12 protein-coding genes are annotated in these 20,709 nt (G+C 43.5%); 4 read left to right on the plus strand and 8 right to left on the minus strand.

The features are described 5' to 3' along the window. Nucleotides 1-2 precede the first annotated feature (2 nt). From FFM75_RS07650 to FFM75_RS07660, 3 genes are all read right to left on the minus strand, one after another. Nucleotides 3-908, minus strand: coding sequence for a proline iminopeptidase-family hydrolase (locus tag FFM75_RS07650; RefSeq protein WP_137628585.1), 906 nt, complete (start codon nt 906-908; stop codon nt 3-5). Between the two features lie 378 nt (nt 909-1,286). After that, complete coding sequence (locus tag FFM75_RS07655) at nt 1,287-2,552, minus strand: hypothetical protein (RefSeq protein WP_137628586.1); 1,266 nt, start codon at nt 2,550-2,552, stop codon at nt 1,287-1,289. 222 nt (nt 2,553-2,774) lie between these two features. Then, complete coding sequence (locus FFM75_RS07660) at nt 2,775-4,049, minus strand: hypothetical protein (protein ID WP_137628587.1); 1,275 nt, start codon at nt 4,047-4,049, stop codon at nt 2,775-2,777. Nucleotides 4,050-4,416: 367 nt separating this feature from the next. Between FFM75_RS07660 and FFM75_RS07665 the strand changes: the two genes are divergently transcribed. Continuing rightward, nucleotides 4,417-5,025, plus strand: a complete 609-nt coding sequence (locus FFM75_RS07665; protein ID WP_137628588.1) for a WxL domain-containing protein — start codon at nt 4,417-4,419, stop codon at nt 5,023-5,025. 15 nt (nt 5,026-5,040) lie between these two features. Beyond that, entirely contained in the window at nt 5,041-6,066 is a 1,026-nt protein-coding gene (locus tag FFM75_RS07670) for a WxLIP family cell surface protein (protein WP_171001456.1), read from the plus strand. Nucleotides 6,067-6,131: 65 nt separating this feature from the next. Here the strand turns inward: FFM75_RS07670 and FFM75_RS07675 are convergent, their stop codons facing one another. Then, entirely contained in the window at nt 6,132-6,563 is a 432-nt protein-coding gene (locus tag FFM75_RS07675) for a hypothetical protein (protein ID WP_137628590.1), read from the minus strand. Between the two features lie 136 nt (nt 6,564-6,699). Further along, nucleotides 6,700-7,536: a MurR/RpiR family transcriptional regulator gene (locus FFM75_RS07680; protein ID WP_137628591.1), complete on the minus strand. Its 837-nt coding sequence runs from the start codon at nt 7,534-7,536 to the stop codon at nt 6,700-6,702. Nucleotides 7,537-7,886: 350 nt separating this feature from the next. On the opposite strand from FFM75_RS07680, the gene FFM75_RS07685 reads away from it, so the two are divergent. Together FFM75_RS07685 and FFM75_RS07690 are read left to right on the plus strand one after the other, a co-directional pair. Continuing rightward, nucleotides 7,887-8,411, plus strand: a complete 525-nt coding sequence (locus FFM75_RS07685) for a ribose-5-phosphate isomerase A (RefSeq protein WP_171001457.1) — start codon at nt 7,887-7,889, stop codon at nt 8,409-8,411. Next, entirely contained in the window at nt 8,411-9,391 is a 981-nt protein-coding gene (locus FFM75_RS07690) for a Gfo/Idh/MocA family protein (RefSeq protein WP_137628630.1), read from the plus strand. Before FFM75_RS07685 ends, FFM75_RS07690 begins: the two co-directional genes overlap by 1 nt. Before the next feature lie 35 nt (nt 9,392-9,426). Here the strand turns inward: FFM75_RS07690 and FFM75_RS07695 are convergent, their stop codons facing one another. The 3 genes from FFM75_RS07695 to FFM75_RS07705 all read right to left on the minus strand — a co-directional run bounded on the left by FFM75_RS07695 (nt 9,427) and on the right by FFM75_RS07705 (nt 20,531). Then, a complete protein-coding gene (locus tag FFM75_RS07695; protein ID WP_137628593.1) occupies nt 9,427-10,938 on the minus strand; it encodes a glycosyltransferase in 1,512 nt (503 codons plus the stop codon). Nucleotides 10,939-10,949: 11 nt separating this feature from the next. After that, nucleotides 10,950-12,431 (minus strand): glycosyltransferase, encoded by a 1,482-nt coding sequence (locus tag FFM75_RS07700; protein ID WP_137628594.1) that lies wholly within the window; start codon nt 12,429-12,431, stop codon nt 10,950-10,952. A gap of 159 nt (nt 12,432-12,590) precedes the next feature. Beyond that, nucleotides 12,591-20,531, minus strand: coding sequence for a KxYKxGKxW signal peptide domain-containing protein (locus tag FFM75_RS07705; protein WP_137628595.1), 7,941 nt, complete (start codon nt 20,529-20,531; stop codon nt 12,591-12,593). Between the last annotated feature and the right edge of the window lie 178 nt (nt 20,532-20,709).

Genomic DNA, 20,709 nt, shown 5'->3' on the forward strand with positions numbered 1-20,709 from the left:
CCCTAATAAGCCGTAAATTGATTATGTTCAACATCTTGTAAGTATTGACCCAGCGTTTGGAAAAATGCTGCTGGGTTATCCACGCTGTGACAATGGCCCCCATCCGGGGTTAAAACGAGCCGCGCTTGGGGCAAGGTTTGCTGCATACGCCGCGCCGTCTTCAGAGGCATCGTGTCGTATGCCCCAAAAGTCAATAATGTCGGGACAGTAATTTTATGTAGATCTTGGCGTCGGTCCCAACCGTTTAAGGTGCCCACCATCACAAATTCATTATTACCTTGAAAGTGATTATAAACGGCAGTGGCCGTAGTTGAGACTAAGTTTTTCGGCCCATTCTCAGGATGGCGCATGACAAACTTTTTATTCAAAACATCGACTAAGGCCTGATACTCAGGATCATCAAAGGCTTCGGCCTGTTCAACTCCTTGCATGTAGTGGACTTGGTCCGCCGTTAACGTTTGTGCCCGCAACGCATTGATGTTGACGGTATATTCCGCAATGTTATCAATCATGCTCATCACAACTAACCCTTTGAGATGGTCGCCATATTTCAACGCATATTCTTGTGCCAGTAGTCCACCCCAAGAATGACCAAGCAAATAAAAGTGATCTAACCCAAGCTGTTGCCGAACTTCTTCCAGTTCCGCCAAATAATAGTCTAAAGTCAAATAGTGTTGATTTTCCGGTTGCGTGTAATCTGGTTGATCAGAGTAAAACGAGCCCAGCTGATCATACATGCTGACTTGGACTTGATCTTCACCCAAGCCGGCTGCAAAGTTTTCAAATTCTTGGTGCGTGCCACCGGGGCCACCGTGTAAGCATAGTAACTTCACGGGGCCATGGCCGACAGTACGACTAAATAACCGATGCCCATTCTTTAATTGTAATAACCGGGTTCCTGTTGACATATAATTCCTCCCAAAAATTGAGCAATTAAAAAACGCCCTACAGAAATCAACACTTGATTTCCATAGGGCGTCGCCACGGTACCACCTATGCGTTGCCATTAAAAAAATGGCCTTAAATTCACGTACGGTAGGTGCGACCTACGATACGCTAGCAAGATAATGGATGCCGCCATTAGGTACTCCCAACTGTTCGTACCTACCGTGATTAGGGGATGTTCACACTTAATCGTTGCATCGTCTTTCACCAATTGACGACTCGCTGAGGGAACGGGTTAAGTACTACTGTCCTAATCGTTGCGTTTAATTAATTTCTCATTTGTTTTTAACGATTGTTAATTTAACACAAAATAATTTTGGTTGTCAAATTTTATTTGGAGATTAGTCCATAATAGTATCTATTTGATGTGTCGAAACCTCATCCCATTGATTGGTCTGCAAGTTATACCGCCAAACAGAATAATCACTACTTTCAACATGGTATTGATACCATGTTGGGGCCCATTTGACATACTCACCTGCAACATCAACTTTATATTTCGTATGTGGTTCAGGTCGTTCCACACTAACCAATCCATCCTCATCATAAGAAAGCACGTCACCATTTAAGGGAATCGCACTTGTTAAATTATCGACAACAACTCTTTTGCCGTTAATATTCCCATAAACTTGATTATAGATATGATACGGATCAGATACATGACTACTAATTAAGTCAGTAACTGTATATCGCCCTTGATAATCATCTGGAGCACCCGTACGACTTGTAAATCTAATGCTAACTGGCACGCTATATAGATTGCCACTCTTAACATAAGCATCAAAATACTTATAGTTGATCATCATTCGTCCACGCTTACCATCATCAGTTGCCCAAGTTGGTACATGTGGTTTAACAGGTTGCGATGGCTTTGAGTTGGCCAAGGGACCGGCACTATTCCCAGTCGCCATGCCAATCGTACCACCAGTACTAGCCTGGTTTTGATTATTTACACTAGTTACTGGTTTAGTCTCTTTTTCCGAAGCCTGATCATCTTTCAAGTAGCCATGCCAGACCCAACCTTTCACTTTATTATCTGAACTGATAACAAAATAATAGTGAGACTTTTTACCATGCTTATAAACAATGCCGCTTTTCGTACGCCGATACGTTAATTTGTCGTTTAGAGCTACACCATCTCTAAAATGGATAGCGCTTAAATTATCACCTAGTTGATACACATTTCCCGGCTTAAGCATGGTAAATCTCTGTGGTATTTTATCGATTTGTACCTTTTCCATTTGGTTGTGTCTTCCAGCCTTTAAATAACCACTCCAAACCCAACCTTGGGCCTTATTTTTACTACTGTGCACGTAATAGTAAAGACGATTTTTACCATGGACTTTGATAAATGTTTTATTCGTAGCAATCCAAGTTGCATCACGAAAATTCTTCAAAGCATGATTCTTTTTGAATCTAAAATTCGTCAATGAACCATTGGCATGGTACGTCACACCTTTTCTACTCTTCGAATAAAAAGCTTTATGTTTTATCTTTGCTGTTTTAGTCCGATGATACCCCGTTTTAGCCTGTATTGCTGATAACTCACTACTGCCAGATACCCCAAAAACCACTGCTATAACCAATATTGATCGTCCTAATTTCATTTTTAATTCCCCTTTACCTAAATTGTATAGCCATTTACGTTTAAGCCCCTCCGTGGTCACTATATTTGGCTACCACAATTAGTTACGTAAAGAAACTAAATTTCGCGTTAAAATTAATCGTTTCATCTGAAATAACTAATTAAATATTGATTATCAATCATTTAGCCACCTTGCACATACTCGGTTCGCTTTTTATTCGTCAAACTAGGACACACGCTATCTTTAAACACTGTAAGCGCTGTTTAAATGATCTTTAGTTTTATTCCATGTTTTTGTATTTAAATTGTACTGCCATAACGTATAATCACGATTATCTACATTAAGCTGATACCACCTTGGTGGATTAGTATCATAATTACTATTGGTTTCGTCATATTTCTTTTGTGCTTCTGGTGCATTAATACTCATGAACGCACCAGAATTTCTTAAAATATCACCATTAACCGGCACACTACCATATTGCGTTTGTAAAAAGTAATCCAGTTTTTTTTCGACACCATTTTCAAATCCATAGAAGTAATACAAATGCCTATATGAATTCGTTTTATCCACCCGATAGCTAATATTCTCATGCTTTATCACAAAAAACTTGGGACCATTATTAAAATTAGTGGTATACAAACCCGGCTTATAAATACCGCCAGTTCGAATAAATGATCTTAGTTCTTTGAATTTGATTACTAATCGTGTTCTTTTCCCATCATCAGTCGCCCAAGCAGGAACAGTTTCACTAGGCTTTACATTACCTGCTCCAGGTTTCTGACTTTGAGTGCTAGTTCCAGTGTTCGTCCCACCAACCGACGTATTCACCGAACTATTTGTAACTGGCTTTGACGCATTACCAGTATTAACAACGGGTTTATTAGTTTGTTCAGTAACCTGACCGGTCTTTAAATAGCCATGCCAAACCCAGCCTTTCACCTTATTATCCGAGCTAACCACATAATAATAGCGATACGCTTTAGCCTGCTTATACACCGTCCAAACCTGCGTCAATTTGTACGTCATTTTGTCGTTAAGTGCCACACTATGATTAAAGCGCACATTAAACGGATTCTTGCCGAATTGATAAATCTTGCCCGGCTTTGCCATCACTAAGTTTTGGGTCTTGGGATGCATGTCGCGAGAAACACGAAACCCATTTTTACCAGGTTTTAAATAGCCACGCCAAACCCAGCCCTGAGCTTTAAGGTCGCTATTCTGAACATAGTAATACAAGCGATTCTTACCGTGAACGTTAATCACCGTTTTGCTAGTTGCGAGCCAAGCGGTCTCACGATAATCTTTCAAATGATGATTCGCCTTAAACTTAAAATTAATCAACGAGCGATTCGCCTGATAAGTCTTCCCGGTCTTGCTCGTACTATAAAAGAGCTTCGACTTAATCGCCGTGGTTTTCGTACGTTGATAGCCGCCTTTAGCCTGGGCAGTCATCGTCACCAATTGCCCCAAGCCCACTGCTGTAGCAGTAATTAACATTAATCGTCCTAACTTCATCCTAAATACACTCCTAGTTTAATTTGTAGCTAGCACTGTTACCCTCCCCATTTTTTATCTAACTTAGCCACTATATTTAATTACGTTGTTAGTCGTTAAATCCATCAAAAAGCCATGTTTGTTCTGCGGTAATAAGTTTAAATATATGAGCATAGTTGTTGCGTGCGATTTTCCTATTTGTTAAATTTATCTTTGAAGTTAGTTATAAAGTTAATTAGTCTTTAATTATTCACCAACGTCTATTTCATCTGATTTTAGCACCTTAAATTCCGTGACTTTGTAGGCGATTTACTCACCAACACTTAAGATAGCCTAATTAATCACAATGCAATGTCACACGCTGACAACGTTAAGGAGGATAACCACCATGAAAAAGCAGCTCAGTTTAACGACGCTAAGTGCGCTCACCTTATTGATGATACCGGTCGCTACACATGCCGCCACCTTTGATGGTAATCAAGATGTGAATTCGTCTACCGCTACTGTCAGTATCACCGAAGATACCAAGTCATTACCACGAATAATGGCCGCACCAGATATTAGTTTTGGGTCATTTAGCAACAGTCAAGCAATTAATAGCACCGCTGAAAAAATCACGGATAATTTAAAAGTTGTTAATGCTGATCCAAACTATAATTGGACTGTGAAGCTTGACGTCTCAAGCTTCGTTAATAACGAAAATAGCGACAATTCTTTAGCTGATGTCAGCTTAAAAGCCGCTGCCGGCACCGTAACCTTTGAAAATACCAATGGTAAAAAAACACCTGTTAGTTCTGCCCTTACTAATTCCGATGCCACCACAACGATTTTAAGGTCTACTCAGGGTGCGACTGGCACTGCCACTCATAATTTAGCGGCTGAAGATGTTACACTAAGCATTCCTCAATGGAGTCCGGCCGGAAATTATACTGCCCAATTAACCTGGACATTAGCTAATGCACCCTATTCAAGCTCTGATGATCGTAAGGCACAATAAAGTATGGAGGCCACTATGTTAAAAAATACCCCCTGGCTCGTTCTTACCGCCCTCATCCTAGCCTGGTTAGGCTTCTCACAACCAACACAAGCCTCAACCAATCACTTTTCCGTACAAACCGAACTGCCTAGTAACCAAGTTAATAAAAAAGTTTCCTACTTTGACTTAAAGGTCAGTCCTAAACAAAACCAAACCATTTATATCAAAATCAAAAATCACGATAAAATCGCTCATACCTACACCGTCGCTACCAATCTTGCCACTACTAATGACAATGGCGTCATCATCTACAATGATTTAAGGTCAAAACCAGACAGTTCACTCACATTCAATATTGCTGACGCGGTTGCTGGTAAACAGACCGTTCAAGTCGCTGCCAAATCAACTAAACGCATCGGCATAAAGCTTGAACTACCTGTAACGCCCTTTAAAGGCGTTGCACTCGGTGGTATCAATATCTATCAACAATCTACCAATCAAGATGATCAACCTAAAAGCGGTCTCAGCTTACAAAATAAGTTTGGTTATGTGATTGGTCTGCAACTTCGTGAACAAACAAAAGTTACAGTAAAACCAGACTTAAAACTGCTTACAGTCGGCCCACGCCAAGTTAATCATCGTAATTACGTCAATGCTAAATTGCAAAACCCGCACGCCAATCTACTACATGGTTTAAAAGTGACCAGTTACGTGACTAAAGTCGGCAGTACTAAACAACTTCTAAAAACCACTAAATCACAACTCGAAATGGCACCCAATAGTCACTTCAACTTTGCTTTAGGCGATGGCACGACCGAATTAACTGCTGGTAACTATCAATTACATTTAAAATCCAGCGCTGAAAATGGCGCTTATCAGTGGCGCTTCACTAAAAAGTTCACGGTCACCGCTGCCAAAGCCAAACAACTCAAGCAAACCACCTTGCCAGATACTATGCCACCGACAAATTGGCGTTTAATCGCGTTTCTAGTCAGTATCATTGTGCTTTTACTAGCATTAGTCATTTGGCTGCTCATTCGTCACCGGCGTCAGTCCACTTAAACTTAAAAGACCGGTTGATTGACTAAATTGTCAATCAACCGGTCTTTTAGTGCATGCTGTTTAACTCACCAAAATGCTGCCCGACTTGGAGCGTCACCGCGACTAATAATCAACGCCACGATATCCAACTTATCCAACGGCAATGGGCGCCGTCGAAGCTGATCGATTGGCGCAACAAGTTGCGCTTGCAATGGCAACCGGACCTGATAACACGTGGGTAGTCCAGGGTGTTGTGCCAGCTGATATTTATCAACTGCTACTAAGCGCCCCGTAAATTGAATAACATCCCCAGTTTTCAATTCACCTAACTCCCAAAGACTCCGTGTTAACTGGCACCAGACTGCCGTTAACTCAGTTTGTTTTTTGCCAGCAGTCACAGCGTCTAAAAGTAACATTGGTTCATCGCCCCGTTTTCCCGGCTGCCAACCATAACGTTGAAACGTGCCGCGAAATCGAACGCGTTTACTGAGATGTGGTGGTACGTTAGTCTGATGCATCAAATTCCCCCTATTGCCTCCTACCCTAACCAATAGTTTACCGAACCATCTAGTTGAGAACTAGTGATAGCTCAAAATAAACTTCTTGATACTAAAACCGCCGTTAGCTTAACAAATTAAACTAACGGCGGTTCATTTAGATTTTTGTATTTGCAATCAAGGCTTCATGCCGCTTGATGGCGGCTAATCGCGCTTGGTCATCAGCAATCAACAATAAGAATAAGGCTTCAATCACCGTTCCCGCCGCAATCCGCGAGAAATAATACTCCGCTTGAAAAACGCGTTGCCGGACTGACGTGGTGAGGTGGATATCAGCTTGTTGGGCAATCGGCGAGTCTGGTCGATTGGTGATGGCAATAACGGTAACCCGCTGTTGGTGCGCAGTTTTAATTTGACTGAGTAGTTCTCGAGATTCGCCCGAATTAGAAATAACCAACAACACATCGACCGCTGTTAGATTCAACGTCTGGGCCATCGCAGTCGCCCACGATTCCGAACCAATCGCTAGTAATCCAATCTGGTTGAACTTATAAATCGCATCGCTTGCAACCGGATAAGTATTGCCTTCCGCCACGACTTGAATCAATCGGGCTTGTTTTAGCGCCTTTAACGTTTGCGTCAATAACGTCGTATCCAAATTACCTAAGCTATTGGTGATTTCAGCGATCTTATTATCACGAATATGTTGGACGGATTGCTGGAGATGATCCAAATCAACATCTTGTTCATAGTTCGCCGTATCACTAGCCACTTGTGCCAATAGAATTTTTAATTGGTGAAATCCATCTAATCCTAACGACTTACAAAATCGCGAGACCGATGCTTCACTTACACTTGCTTTAGTCGCTAACGCGGCAATCGTCCAATTAACTGCCGCCGCTGGATCATCTAAAACAACCTGGGCAATCTTTTGGTCCGTTGTCGTCATTTGCGGCAAACGACTATAGAGTTTATCAATAATATTTTGTGCCATATGCCACTCCTGAAATAAAATTTCTTGATTTAACCATCTGATGAAAGCTTACGTGTTTAAGTTACCGGTTAACTCGATAAAAGTCAATTAATTTATTGATTGCGCTTGACAAAAGAAAATTTCAACGTTATGATTTCTTTGAAATTAAATTTCACAACAACTTAATTTAAGAAATTTTCAACCAATCAATCATTGAAGGTGATGTTATCAACCCATTAATCGAAACTGCCCTAACACTGATTCAACCACATACCACGGTTGGACTCGGTGGTGGTCATAACGTTCAAAATCTGGTCAAAGCCTTAGCTGTCAAACCAGAACTTGATTTACAATTTGCGACGCCCTCTGAATTGACGCGCCAAACTTGTCTGGCTTTAGGTCTGCCAACACTGGCGACGTTACCGACGACCATCGATATCATGTTCGACGGTTGTGATAGTCTGGATGCCAACTGGCACGCTTTAAAGAGTAACGGCGGTATCCACACACTCGAAAAACTCTATGCCCATCAAGCCAAACGCTACGTGATTCTAGCACCAGCTAGCCGCGCGACGTCGACCTTAAATACCGACTTGCCGCTGTGCTTAGAGGTTGTGGCGCCAGCGGTCCAACCCGTCATCGCCCAACTTGAGCACCTAGGTGGCCGCGCCGAACAACGAACCGCCACTCAGGTTGCTGGCTTTAGTCGCACGCCTTTAGGTAATCCGTTAATTGACGCTTACTTCGACCAAGCTGACCAATTAATCGCGGCTGCCACACAACTGCAACCAGCGACCGGTGTGATTGGCACATCGTATTTTGACCATGAAGTCACGGATTTAATTAGTTTTACTGCTGATAATCACATTAACCACACACAGAAAGGATCTTTATGATGACAACTTATAACTGGGGTATGATTGGTACTGGCTGGATTGCACACGAAATGGCGGATGCCTTGAACACCGTTAACGGCCAGATTTATGCCGTTGCCGATGTGAATGAAACGATGTTGAACAAATTTGCGGATGATAAGCACATTAAAACCCGCTATCAAAATCCAGACGACTTAATCGCGGACCCTAACGTTGATATCGTCTATATCGCCACCCCCCACACGTTCCACTACGACTATATAAAAAAAGCATTATTAGCCGGTAAACACGTCTTTTGTGAAAAGGCGATTACGGTTAACGCACGCCAATTCGATGAAGTCCAAAAAATCGCGCAAGCTAACCATTTGATTTTGACTGAGGGGTTCACACTTTATCACATGCCAATTTTCCAAAAAGTTCAAGACTTAATTGCTGCGGGCAAGCTGGGGACCATCAAGTTAGTCCAAGTTAACTTTGGAAGCTTAAAGGATTATGATCCGAAGAACCGCTTCTTTAATAAAGCCCTTGCCGGCGGTGCTTTACTCGATATCGGGGGTTATGCAACTGCCTTTGCGCGGACCTTTTTAAACTCACAACCAGATGTCACCTTAACGACGGCTAAATACTTTGAAACCGGCGTCGACGAACAATCTGGTATCATTTTGAAAAACGATGACGAACAACTAGCGGTCATGGCACTGTCCATGCGGGCCAAGCAACCCAAGCGTGGCGTGGTTTCCGGTACTAAAGGTTACGTTGAAATCGATAATTATCCACGTGCAACTAGTGCCAAAATCACTTACACCGAAGATGCCCATACACAAACCTCTGAAACAATCAGCGCTGGTGACGATACTAAAGCCCTACAATACGAAGTTGCCGATATGCAACGCTATATTGAACAAGGTCATGATGACGGTCAATTAGCAACTTCCCATGATGTCACCCACATCCTTAACAATGTTCGCAACGCTTGGGGCATGAAATACCCATTTGATTAAACAAAAAAGGCCGGCAATTTGCCGGCTTTTTTAGGTTATGCGGAAAAATAATCAAACAGCGCTTGCCATTGTTTAAAGACTGCATCTTCCGAATATCGATGTACGTTTTGATAGGCTTGCTGACTGAAACGTGCTAACCGATCCGGTTGTCGTAGTAAGGTCAACATTGTGCTGGCTAACTGATCTACATTGCCATTTTCGGTCAACACCCCACTTTGACCATCCTGAATGATGTCACTTGGCCCATATTTCACATCATTCGCAATCATCGGTAACCCGTGCGCTTGTGCTTCTAACAACATTAATGAAAAGCCTTCCGCACGACTTGGCAGTAACCCAATCTGCGCCCGCTCATAGACTTTGTTAACATCAGTCGTATAACCTTTAAAACTCACAACCTGAGTTAGGTTTGCTGTCGCCACTTGTTGTTTTAATTGCGTCAAGATATCGCCATTGGCATAGCCCCAAAACTCAAGTTTAGCTTTAGGAAAAGCTTGGTGAACTTGTTGAAACGCAGTAATCGTTTGTTCTGGTTGTTTTTCTGGGGCTAACCGTGCAACTTGCACGATTAATTGCGATTCACGCTGTTGAAATGGTACCGGTGACTGATCCAGGGTGGCTTGCGATACAAACCCAACTGGAATCGTGAACGTCGGAATGGTTTTGCCAAACCGCGCTTGCACATCCGCGGTTTGCTCCGGCGTCGCCGCAATCACTGCATCCCACTTTGACCAGTTGTTAAGCGCATTGGCATAATTATTGTTCAGCGTTGCATGCAACATATCATGCTCATCACTCACATGATCATTATGCAGATGCAAGACCTTCTTAGCCGGCGTCATCATGTTGAATAAGCCCCAAGCGCATTCGACCGTACGATCACAAATAAAGACATTTGCCTGATTATTTGCATTCAACGCATCATAAAAAAAGCGCGTTAAGGCGTTGAACCCATTAAAAGTCCAATCTTGCCCTTGATAGTCCAACACCCGCCAAGTCAAATGTTCTTGACCAGTATGATTGAGGAAGTGATCCTTCTCCAAATGAATCTGGCCATCTGGACCGAAATAGGCCTCTTGGGTGATTTTGCCTGACCAGTCAAATAACTGTTCCAAGCATTTAAATCCACGCGTATCCCACCACGTCATTTTCACCGTTTTGCCAGTCGTATCAAAGTATTGGACGTTACTAATTTCATCGCCAGTCGTGCCCCGCAAATAGATAATCATCAGTAGTTGGTCTTGCCGATTCACTTGAATTTGGCGGTCATGTCGCGTTTTAATCGCATCGTTAGGCACATCGAAGTCTGCCAACATTAAAGGTTTAGTTGGCACTTTTTGACTACCAACAAAGAAATCAAACAAATTGACTAAATCGTTATCTTCCAGTCCGGCAGCTGCCATTACGGCATGTAAATCCATTGAAAAGATTCGCGTCACGATTCTAGCTGGCACATGATGTTTTTTAAACAACCATAACCGACTAAGTTCAGCGTGTTCAATGCCAGATTTTCCATACTGCAAATTATCATTTAAAAAATAATACATTAGTGTCCCCCTTAACAGCCAAGCAATTGCTGCCATTGATGCCAAACTTTCAGTCGGCCCCACTTAGTTTGTGCCGACGCCATGGCTGCTTGACTAAATGCAGCTAATTGATGCGACTGCGTCAACAAACCAATGATTTTTTGGCTCATCGCTAATTGATCGCCAGGGTCAATCAACCACCCATTTCGTCCATTTTCAATAAAATCCTGGGGACCATAATTAAAGCGATAGCTAACAACTGGGAGTCCGTGTGCCAAGGCTTCCATCATCGCTAGCGGCCCACCATTAGCTAAATCAGCATTCAATAATACTTGATACGACTCATATTGGTCCGCAAAGTCAGGTCGGTAATCTATCAAGTGAACATTTTCTGTCAGTCCCAGTGTTTGAATCAATTGTGTCAATGTCTGACAATAATCCACGTCACCAAAGCCACGCAAATCAAATTGAACTGTGGGTAATTGGGCTTTAACTAGTGCCACGACCCGAATCAGTTGTTCTAGCTGACGATCAGCTGCCAAACGACCGACATACAAAAGTTGACGTGGACGCGACTGCACTGGCGGCACATTTTGCTTCGAAACCGCAACCGGCGAAATGGCTGTTACTTTAGCGGTTGGATAACGTTGCTGCAACTGTTGTGCTTGTGCCGATGTCGTCGTGATAAACCCGTCAAACCGTTGTAAGTTATCAAAAGCTGGTTGCAAGAAGCCATCCAATGGTGCATGTAGTGGGTCATGAATATCTAACGCATGATAGATTGGCACCATCACATATTTGCGGACATGACTATCTAACTGTAGTAATGGTAAAATCCCCGTTCCTGGGCGGTCACTAATAAAGGTGACTGATGCCACTTTATCGTGACTAAGCTGCGTCAGGAAAAATACAAATAATTCATCTAAATTGGCAAAAAAATGGTCATTTGAACCGGTCTTTAAAATCACTCGCGACAATAATGGTTGATTTTGGGTATCTGCGACAAAATATTGTTCCAAGACGACTTGGCCTTGCGGGGTATAGTCCCGTTCCATGATTAGTTCACCATTCTGCCCAAAGTATTGCGTCGCTGATTTGAAGCCACGATAATCCCATAAATCAGTCGCCATTAAATTACCCTGATTGTCATAGTGTTCTTGATAAAAGACTTGCCCAATCGAACCAGGAATAAAGCCCACCTTGGCCACCAAATCATCGCCATTAAACACTTGACTAACATTAGCCCCCACATCAATCGCATACTCACAAGGCAAATTCAAATCTTCCGTATGAACTACTTGCGGTGTGGCTTGTTGAAAGTAATCAAACATATTTAGGACTTGGCTATCAGTTAACCCAAAATCCGGCATTGTTTGATGCAACAACCGATCGTAGGCCTTCGTCACGACTTTAGCTGGCACTCGATAATGCGTAAACAATTGTACACGTTGCATCGCGGCATGTTCGACACTAGAATTTTTTGGTAATAAATATTCGTTAATAAAATAATACATAGGCTGCTCCCCTGACTCCAAGTTCATTTCAGTTAGTCCTATCACAAAAGCACGTTGCTATCTATATCATAATTGACAGCAACGTGCTTTGAACATTGTTAAGCTTTCTTGAACGAATTAATCACAGCTTACTTGCCACACAACTATTAATTATTAAAACTAATCATGTTGTCGGCGTTTCCGGAACCAGCCATAAATGAAACCAGCACCTACCAGACTCATCAATAGGAACCAAATGTTGGTTTTAGCATCAGTAGCTTTGCTGGTTGCTGCTGCCTTTAAATGGTCAGCGGCTGAAGCTTGGACAGTTGTCGCTGGTGTCAACTTACCTTTGATGGTATGTCGAGCCGCTTTATCTGTCTTTGCTAATGTGTCCGATTGTGTAGTTGTCGCTTTAGTCATGCCAGCATCGGCTTCGGTGACTTCACTGGTCAAATCGACTGGTCGTACATCGCTTTGACTACGGTTAAGACTACCATTTGCTACCGTTACAAGAGTCGCTGCATCCGGCTTACCGGTTACCGGCAAACTCAGTGTACCGGTAATACCAGTATGACTAGAATCAGTCAGCAATTTACCATCTATTAAACCAGTAACTGTTGCAAGATTTGATTGCGTTGTAGTTAGAGTTGGCTTGTTTGTGACTGCACTCCCTTGATCAATAACATCAGGCTCAGCTTGACTCATCACAGAAGCAGTCGCATCAGGACTCAATTGATGATGACTACTATTGATCTCGGATGTTGTGCCATGTCCTGTTTGACTACCATTATGGCTGTTACTGGTTTGACTCGTATTTTCTTGTCCCGAACCAGCTAAGTTTGCGTTAGCCCCATTATTAATATCTGGCTTAGAGGTGGTCGAGCCAGGATGATGATTGCCACCGTTGATATCTACCGTTTGCCCAGGTGCCACAGGCTTACTTGGATTTGTCGTAGCACCATGGTTTTCAGATGCAGACCCGTTTGGCTTACCTGGTTTTTCAACAGTTCCAGTTGTGCCAGGGTTACCAGTTGATGTGTCTCCACCATTGTGATGCTGATCGCCATCACCAGGCGCTACTGAGCCAGTGGTATGAGTATCACCGTTCCCTTGCGAGGTTCCAGAATTGGTATTGCCATCTGGGTGATTAGTATTCGTATCAGGTTTGCCAGTAGTCGTGCCACTCGTATTCCCAGACGATTGGCTGTCACCGCCATTTGGTTTATTACTGTCATTCCCATTATTGCCTGACGTTGTACCACCTGGGATACCCGTGGAATGATTACTGTCACCATTGCTACCCGGTACTTCTGGTTTAACACTACCATCTGGATTATTGGTATCACTCCCATTATTGCCCGAAGGTGTGCCACCCGAGGTGTTGGTGGAATGACCATTATTACCGGTGCTACCTGGCTTTTCTGAGTTCGTACCACCATTTGGTTTGTTAGTACCCTCACCGTTACCGCTTGAATTTCCTGGATTAGTACTACTGCCTGGTTTATTGGTATTACCGCCATTATTGCCGGCAGAATGACCATCACCACTTGAGCTTCCAGAATTAGTACCGCCATCCGAGGTATTAGTATTACCACCATTATTACCCGTAATCGTACCACCTGGCGTTTCGGTAGCGTGATCACCATTGCCGGTATTGCCTGGCGTTTCTGGGGTGGTACCACCATTTGAGTTATTGTTGCCACTCCCATTATTACCGGTAGTCGTGCCAGTGGAGTGATCACTATCACCATTGCCACTTGGATGTTCTGGATCAGTACCACTGTTTGGATTATCGGTATCTCCACCATTGTTTCCTGTAGCTGTGCCACCCGGGGTACCGGTTGAACTACCATTGTTACCGTTTGGCGCTTCTGGGTTAGTGCCACCATTTGGATTATTCGTGTCACTGCCATTGTTACCTGTAGTTACGCCACCCGGGGTACCACTTGAATTATTGGTATTACCACCAGGAGTGCCCGTTGAGTGATCACCACCATTATTGCCGGTACTGCCTGGCTTTGTGCCATCGCCTGAATTATTGGCGTTTCCAGCATTATTACCTGTAGTTGCACCACCAGAATTTCCGGTTGAATGGCTATTATCGCCATTGCCGTTTGGTGTTTCTACGTTAGTACCACCATCTGGCTTATTCGTGTCACTCCCATTATTACCTGTAGTCGTACCGCCTGGCGTTTCAGTTGAGTGATTGCCATCGCTGGTATTTCCTGGTATTTCCGGATTGCTCCCACCGTTTGGTTTATTCGTGTCACTCCCATTATTACCTGTAGTCGTACTACCTGGCGTTTCAGTCGAGTGATTGCCATCGCTGGTATTTCCTGGTGTTTCCGGATTGCTCCCACCATCTGGATTATTAGTATCTCCACCATTGTTTCCTGTAGCTGCACCACCTGGTTTTTCGGTGGCATGGTCACTATTACCGTTCCCATTTGCCGTTCCCGAGTTGGTACCACCATTCGGTTTATCAGTATCACTGCCATTATTGCCAGCAGTCGTGCCACCTGGCGTTTCTGGACTAGTACCACCGTCTGGTTTATTCGTGTTACCACCATTATTGCCAGTAGTCGTGCCACCTGGAGTGCCAGTTGAGTGATCATTACCGCTTGGATTCTCTGGATTAGCGCCACCATCTGGATTACTGGTCGATTGGTTGCCATCGCCTGTACTACCTGGTGTTGTACCATTGCCTGAATTATTGGTATTTCCAGTATTATTACCTGTAGTTGTACCACCAGAAGTTCCAGTTGAGTTGCCGTTATTGTTTGGACTTTCTGTATTAGTACCACCATTTGGTTTATTCGTGTCACTACCGTTATTTCCTGTAGTTGTACTACCTGGTGTTCCAGTGGCATGATCACCATTGCCACTTGGTTTTTCTGAGTTAGAATTACCATCTGGATTGTGGGTATCACCACTGTTATTTCCCGTAGTCGTACCACCTGGCGTTTCGGTTGAGTGGTTACCATCGCCGGTATTTCCTGGTGTTTCCGGATTGATCCCACCGTCTGGTTTATTCGTGTCACTCCCATTGTTTCCTGTAGTCGTGCCACCTGGCGTTTCAGTTGAGTGGTCGCCACCGCCGGTATTCCCTGGTGTTTCCGGATTAGTCCCACCGTCTGGTTTATTCGTATTACCACCATTATTGCCTGTAGTCGTACCGCCTGGCGTTTCGGTTGAGTGATTGCCATCGCTGGTATTCCCTGGTGTTTCTGGACTCGTACCACCATCTGGTTTATTTGTGTCACTCCCATTATTACCCGTAGTCGTGCCACCTGGCGTTTCAGTTGAGTGGCTACCATCGCCGGTACTTCCTGGTGTTTCCGGATTAGTCCCACCATCTGGTTTATTCGTGTTACTCCCGTTGTTTCCTGTAGTCGTGCCACCTGGAACTTCGGTCGAGCCACCAGATGAATTTGTATCACCAGCATTAGTCCCCTGACCGCCAGTGCCAGTCGATTGACCTGAACCATTACCGCCATTAGTATCTGGTTTTTGCCCTTCACCAGTTGATTGATTGGTATCACCATTACCATCTGGTTTCTCAGTATTGGTTCCTGGAATACTTGGCGTCACTGGTTTAGTTGGGACAACAGCTAAGGCACTCTTCGCATTATCATTTGCAGCTTCTGCTAAATCAGCATTTTTATTTCGCCAGTCACTAGCATTATGTGCTGCAGCTTGGGCAGCGGCTAAATACTTTTTGGCACCCGCATTATCACCTTTTAGTTCAGCAGCTAACGCAGCTTGCGCGTTTTGCTGTGCTTTATCTAATTCCGCTTGGGCTTGTTGGGCGTTATAGGTCGTTTTTTTGTTTTCGTCACCAATACGATCCACATACCCTTTTGTTTCTACATTTTGAGCTTGGTTATGACTGGCAACTTCTCCATATGATTGGGTTACTCTATCATAATCATTGGCTTCTTTAGTAGCGGCTTGAGCTTGCTGAACAGCGACATTAGCTAAATCAGTTACTGCTGTTTGAACAATTAACTTAACTGGTCCCAGTTTAATTGCCGTTTGTTTACCCGAACTATTACTTGTAATTTTTACATAGTAATAGTAGTCTCCATCGGCAACTGTGACATTATCTTTGATATAAGTCATCTGGTTGGCACCAGCGATGGCATTGCCATCTTTTAAAACATCTTTGGTCCGATACCATTGATAACTAACCTGCTTATTTTCCGCTGTATAGGCACCATCCGGGCTCCATTGCAATTGACTACCAGCACTAATCGTTTGTTCTTGTAACCCATTACCGATAGTTAAATGTTTAACGGCAGTATATTGGCTACCATCTGAGTTAGTGATTGTTGCAATCAAGTCCACTGTTCCAGTAGCAAAAGCAACCACCCAGCCTGAGCCATCGACTTTGGCAACATTGCTATCACTCGTTTTCCAAGTGACTTCACCAGTTGCATTGCCAGGATTTGTTGTAACAGTATATTGGCTTGTTGCAACAATACCATCCTTACTTGCTTTACTCTGAATTGGCGCGCTAACAATATAATCATCACCAGCGATGGCTAAATCAGTCGCTGAAATATCACGATCATAGACATCGACTTCGGCTAAATCACTAGCCGTATATGTCGTTAAACTCAAACCAAGGTTACCCAATCCGGTATAACCAGCACGCCATTGAAAAATCAAAGTGCCAATATAATCATCAGCAAGATGAACTTCTAGCGTGCTCCCACTTGAATTATTCATCATCAATAGGCTTGAAAAATCAAAACCATTTCGAGAATCATCAGTAGCTTTAAATATTTTAGAATTGACCTTTTCAACTTGTTGCCAAGTGCCATCAATTAACACCCACCAACCGCTACTCTTAGTGAGACCATTTATACTACCGATGCCTAAGTGGGAAGCTGCCGATAAGTGAATCGTATTACCGGAACGTGTTGCGGTATATTTAGTCGGCTGTGTGGTCATCCCATTTGTTAAAGTCATTCCTAAAAGGACATTGGCATTACCACGATCACCAGTATATTTAAATGATTTCGTATCCGCTGAATAAGCTTGTGCTTTCGTTAATAATTGTTGATTTTCAACAGCTGCGCTAGCTGCAGCTTGAGCGGCTGCCGTGGCCGCGGCTGTTGCTTGACTGGCAACGGCAACGTATGAACTACCAGCGGCAAAATTACCTTGTGAAACCGCCGCAATTGCATCTTCTAAGGCTTGTGCCGCCGCTGTTTTCTTGTTACCAACTAATGTTGTTAATTGATAAATCGTATTGACCTTTTCACGCGTCTCGGCGATATAGGCATTGCCTAAAGTTGTGTTATTAGCATACTTGTTAGCTAAACTATTCGTCTGAGTCGCAATAGTTTTGATAGTGCTACTAGTTGAATCCGCTTGCTCACTTGCCGCTTCAGTCAACGCTGCATAGTGTTTCCCTTGATTGGTAACAATCGTTTGTAGGACATCATTGGCGGCATTGGTTACCACTTTATTTCTATCATTTAATGCTGTTAGTATCGTTTTAAAGTAGGCAATTTTTTCCTTTAATTCTTGATAGTCATTTCTGTCAATATAATAACCCATTGTGTTTATCATCTCGTCTGCCGAAAGGACCAGACCTTGGATATTATTGCCTGCCTCAACTGCAACTTTCAGGTTGGCTTCAGTACCATCATGATCACTACCTGACACATCGTACGCCCGTTGCGCGGCCGCCACCAATTCTTTAACTGGCTTTGCTTGGTCGATAACTGATTGACATAATTGTTGTAAAGTATCGGCATACTCTAATGACAAATAATGGGCAGCTGCATTTTGCGCGTCGACGACAGCATTTAACGTCACATCTAAGTCTTGGGTAAACTGATTTTGAGCCGTCTTAGCAGCTGCTGTTGCTGAACTAACCGTATTGGCATAGCTAGTAGCTGCTTGCGCTGCCGAGCGGGCTTCAGCATATTGACCATTTTGTTCAGCGACTTGGGCGCTATGCATCGCACTTTGGGCATTGCTGTTAGCAGTTGCTGCTTGTGTCGCTAATTGTTGTAATAGTTGATAATCTTGATCTGCCGTTGCAGCAGCTGAAACCGAATTAAAATCTACGTCGGTCGCCGCACTATGCGCAGCTGTCCAAGCAGAACTGGCTGAGCTAAACGTATGTGACATTTGAGTCGCATATTCATTAGCTAATTGCGCAGCTTGTTGTGCTTGCGTCGCATAGTTACCAGTACCATCAGCAACATTCAGCGAAATAACATTAGAGGCCGCCAAATAATTAGGATTGGTTAAAATGCCAACTTTATTTCCACTAACAACAACTTGGATATAATAAGGTCCCGCATTTGGAAAGCTAAAGCTGGCTTGGCCTGTATTCGTCTGTAAAACTTGTTTCCAAGTCTTTTTGTCAGTTGTTTGATACCAAGTATAAGTTGTTTTCCCCCAATTAATGTACCCCGTGCCTAGGTTTAAATTAGTTGTTAACTTAACCGGATCATCTATACCAATCGTTTGGGACTGACTTAACGTGATTTCGGCACCATCATGATCTTGGCGGGCATTTTCAACTTCAGTATTAAAGTTTGCCGCCATTTGAGCCGCTTTGTTGGCTAACTTCAATTGCTCAGCTGCCGCATCAGCCGTATCCATTGCCTGATTCGTAAAGGCAATAATACTCTGTAAATCACTAGTCTCATCAATGCCAGTACTAATACTATCAAGTAAAACTGACTGATTATTAATAACATTAGCAGCACTTTGGACTTGGCCCGCATATTGCTTAGCTTGATTACCGTTATAAGTCTGCGCTTGTTTTGCCAATTGTTGCGCCTGCCTTGCCGCTTGAGCCGTTGCCTGTTGCGCGGCTTTCGCATTGGCCTTTAAGTCATCGATAACTGTTTTATGAGCCAGTGAAAATTCATGTTCGGCCTGACTATCAGCATTCTGAGCATTCGCTAAATGCGTGGCAATTTGGCGAACTTGATTTTCGATTAACTTAAAAGCAGCACTTTCCGCTTCGTAGTCTTGTGTCGTGACGGCTTGATTAACAACCGAAAGTTTATTCGTTAACTTATCAAACGTATCTGCAACCTGTTGGGCGGCTTGCGCCGCAACTTGGGCAGCACTACTTGCTTGTTCATAATTTGTTTGAACTTGATGACTAGGACCATCATACTGTGTATCTGAATAAGTTCGATCAGCAGCAGCACTTGCGGCTTGAGCAGCCGACTGCGCTTGACCGACTGCTTGACTATTCTGTTGATAATAACTGTTAGCTTGTTGACTCAATCCTTTAATGGCTTCTTGGCGTGCAACTGCCGCAGCACGCTCCGTTTGTGCTGTTGCTAAGGCATTCGCTTTAACTGCCGCATCGACCTGCTTAACTGCACTATCATAATTAGCCTGTAATGTTGTGGCAGCTGATGATTGATCTCGGATCACCTGTGCATACATATTAGCTAAACTTTCATAGTGTTGCGTAAACTTAGCTTGTGTCTGTGCTTCTTGATAAGCACTATTGGCAGCCTTAAGTGCTGCTTGCATCGCCGGTGTTTGCACAACTTGGGCATAACTACTTGCAGCCTGTGCATAGGACGCCGCAGTATTCGCTTGCCGAATGGTCGCATCAGTCGCGGTGGTCATGCTAGTTGCCTTGGTGATGGCCTGACTTTTCTTAGCTGGGATCGGTTGCGTTACTTGCCCAGTTTTTGGTGCCGAAGCCGGTGCCGCCATCCGCGTCTTAACATTATCCGGTCGTGCCACTGAAATAATTGCTTTAGATTTTTCACTAGTAGGCGCTGTTGATTGGCTGCTATTTTTGACTGCCTCGTTTTGATTGGTATAGCCACCCGATTGCGGTGTTGTACTCGAACTATCATTCTGCTGATTACTTTGGGCTACTGCATGCTGATCAATTGCCGCCACCTTTGTTTGGTAAGCAGCGGTCGAACTGGTTGGTGTCGTTACCTGAGTCGTCGTAACTTTGGTCGATTCTGGTTGTGCTGCCCGTACTAGCACCGGCGTACCGCCTACGAACGCAACCGTCGCCATAGCAGTAAACACCCAGACCCTACCAGACTTGAACATTTTGTAATGGACTTTGGGGTCGCCATTAAAAACTCGTCTATGCAAACAATTCACGTTTTTTTACTTCCTTTCAAGGAATCAATTGTGGTTGGCAATCGATCGATTAATTTATTTAAACGTTAATTTTGTTGCACCCCTTAATCATCACCCGCTGCTTTTAGAATACCATTGTCAATTGAAAAATAGTAGAAAGAACGGCTTTTATTTTCACAACCTTTTCAAAATTTAATTA

It is taken from the genome of Lactiplantibacillus daowaiensis (assembly GCF_005405085.1).
GTDB lineage: Bacteria > Bacillota > Bacilli > Lactobacillales > Lactobacillaceae > Lactiplantibacillus > Lactiplantibacillus daowaiensis.

Excerpts from the sequence above, each read along its gene's own strand:
- FFM75_RS07655 (WP_137628586.1), bottom strand. The coding sequence starts at position 2,552 with ATGAAATTAGGACGATCAATATTGGTTATAGCAGTGGTTTTTGGGGTA.
- FFM75_RS07690 (WP_137628630.1), top strand. The coding sequence starts at position 8,411 with ATGACAACTTATAACTGGGGTATGATTGGTACTGGCTGGATTGCACAC.
- FFM75_RS07665 (WP_137628588.1), top strand. The coding sequence starts at position 4,417 with ATGAAAAAGCAGCTCAGTTTAACGACGCTAAGTGCGCTCACCTTATTG.
- FFM75_RS07700 (WP_137628594.1), bottom strand. The coding sequence starts at position 12,431 with ATGTATTATTTTATTAACGAATATTTATTACCAAAAAATTCTAGTGTC.
- FFM75_RS07650 (WP_137628585.1), bottom strand. The coding sequence starts at position 908 with ATGTCAACAGGAACCCGGTTATTACAATTAAAGAATGGGCATCGGTTA.
- FFM75_RS07660 (WP_137628587.1), bottom strand. The coding sequence starts at position 4,049 with ATGAAGTTAGGACGATTAATGTTAATTACTGCTACAGCAGTGGGCTTG.
- FFM75_RS07675 (WP_137628590.1), bottom strand. The coding sequence starts at position 6,563 with ATGCATCAGACTAACGTACCACCACATCTCAGTAAACGCGTTCGATTT.
- FFM75_RS07670 (WP_171001456.1), top strand. The coding sequence starts at position 5,041 with ATGTTAAAAAATACCCCCTGGCTCGTTCTTACCGCCCTCATCCTAGCC.
- FFM75_RS07695 (WP_137628593.1), bottom strand. The coding sequence starts at position 10,938 with ATGTATTATTTTTTAAATGATAATTTGCAGTATGGAAAATCTGGCATT.
- FFM75_RS07680 (WP_137628591.1), bottom strand. The coding sequence starts at position 7,536 with ATGGCACAAAATATTATTGATAAACTCTATAGTCGTTTGCCGCAAATG.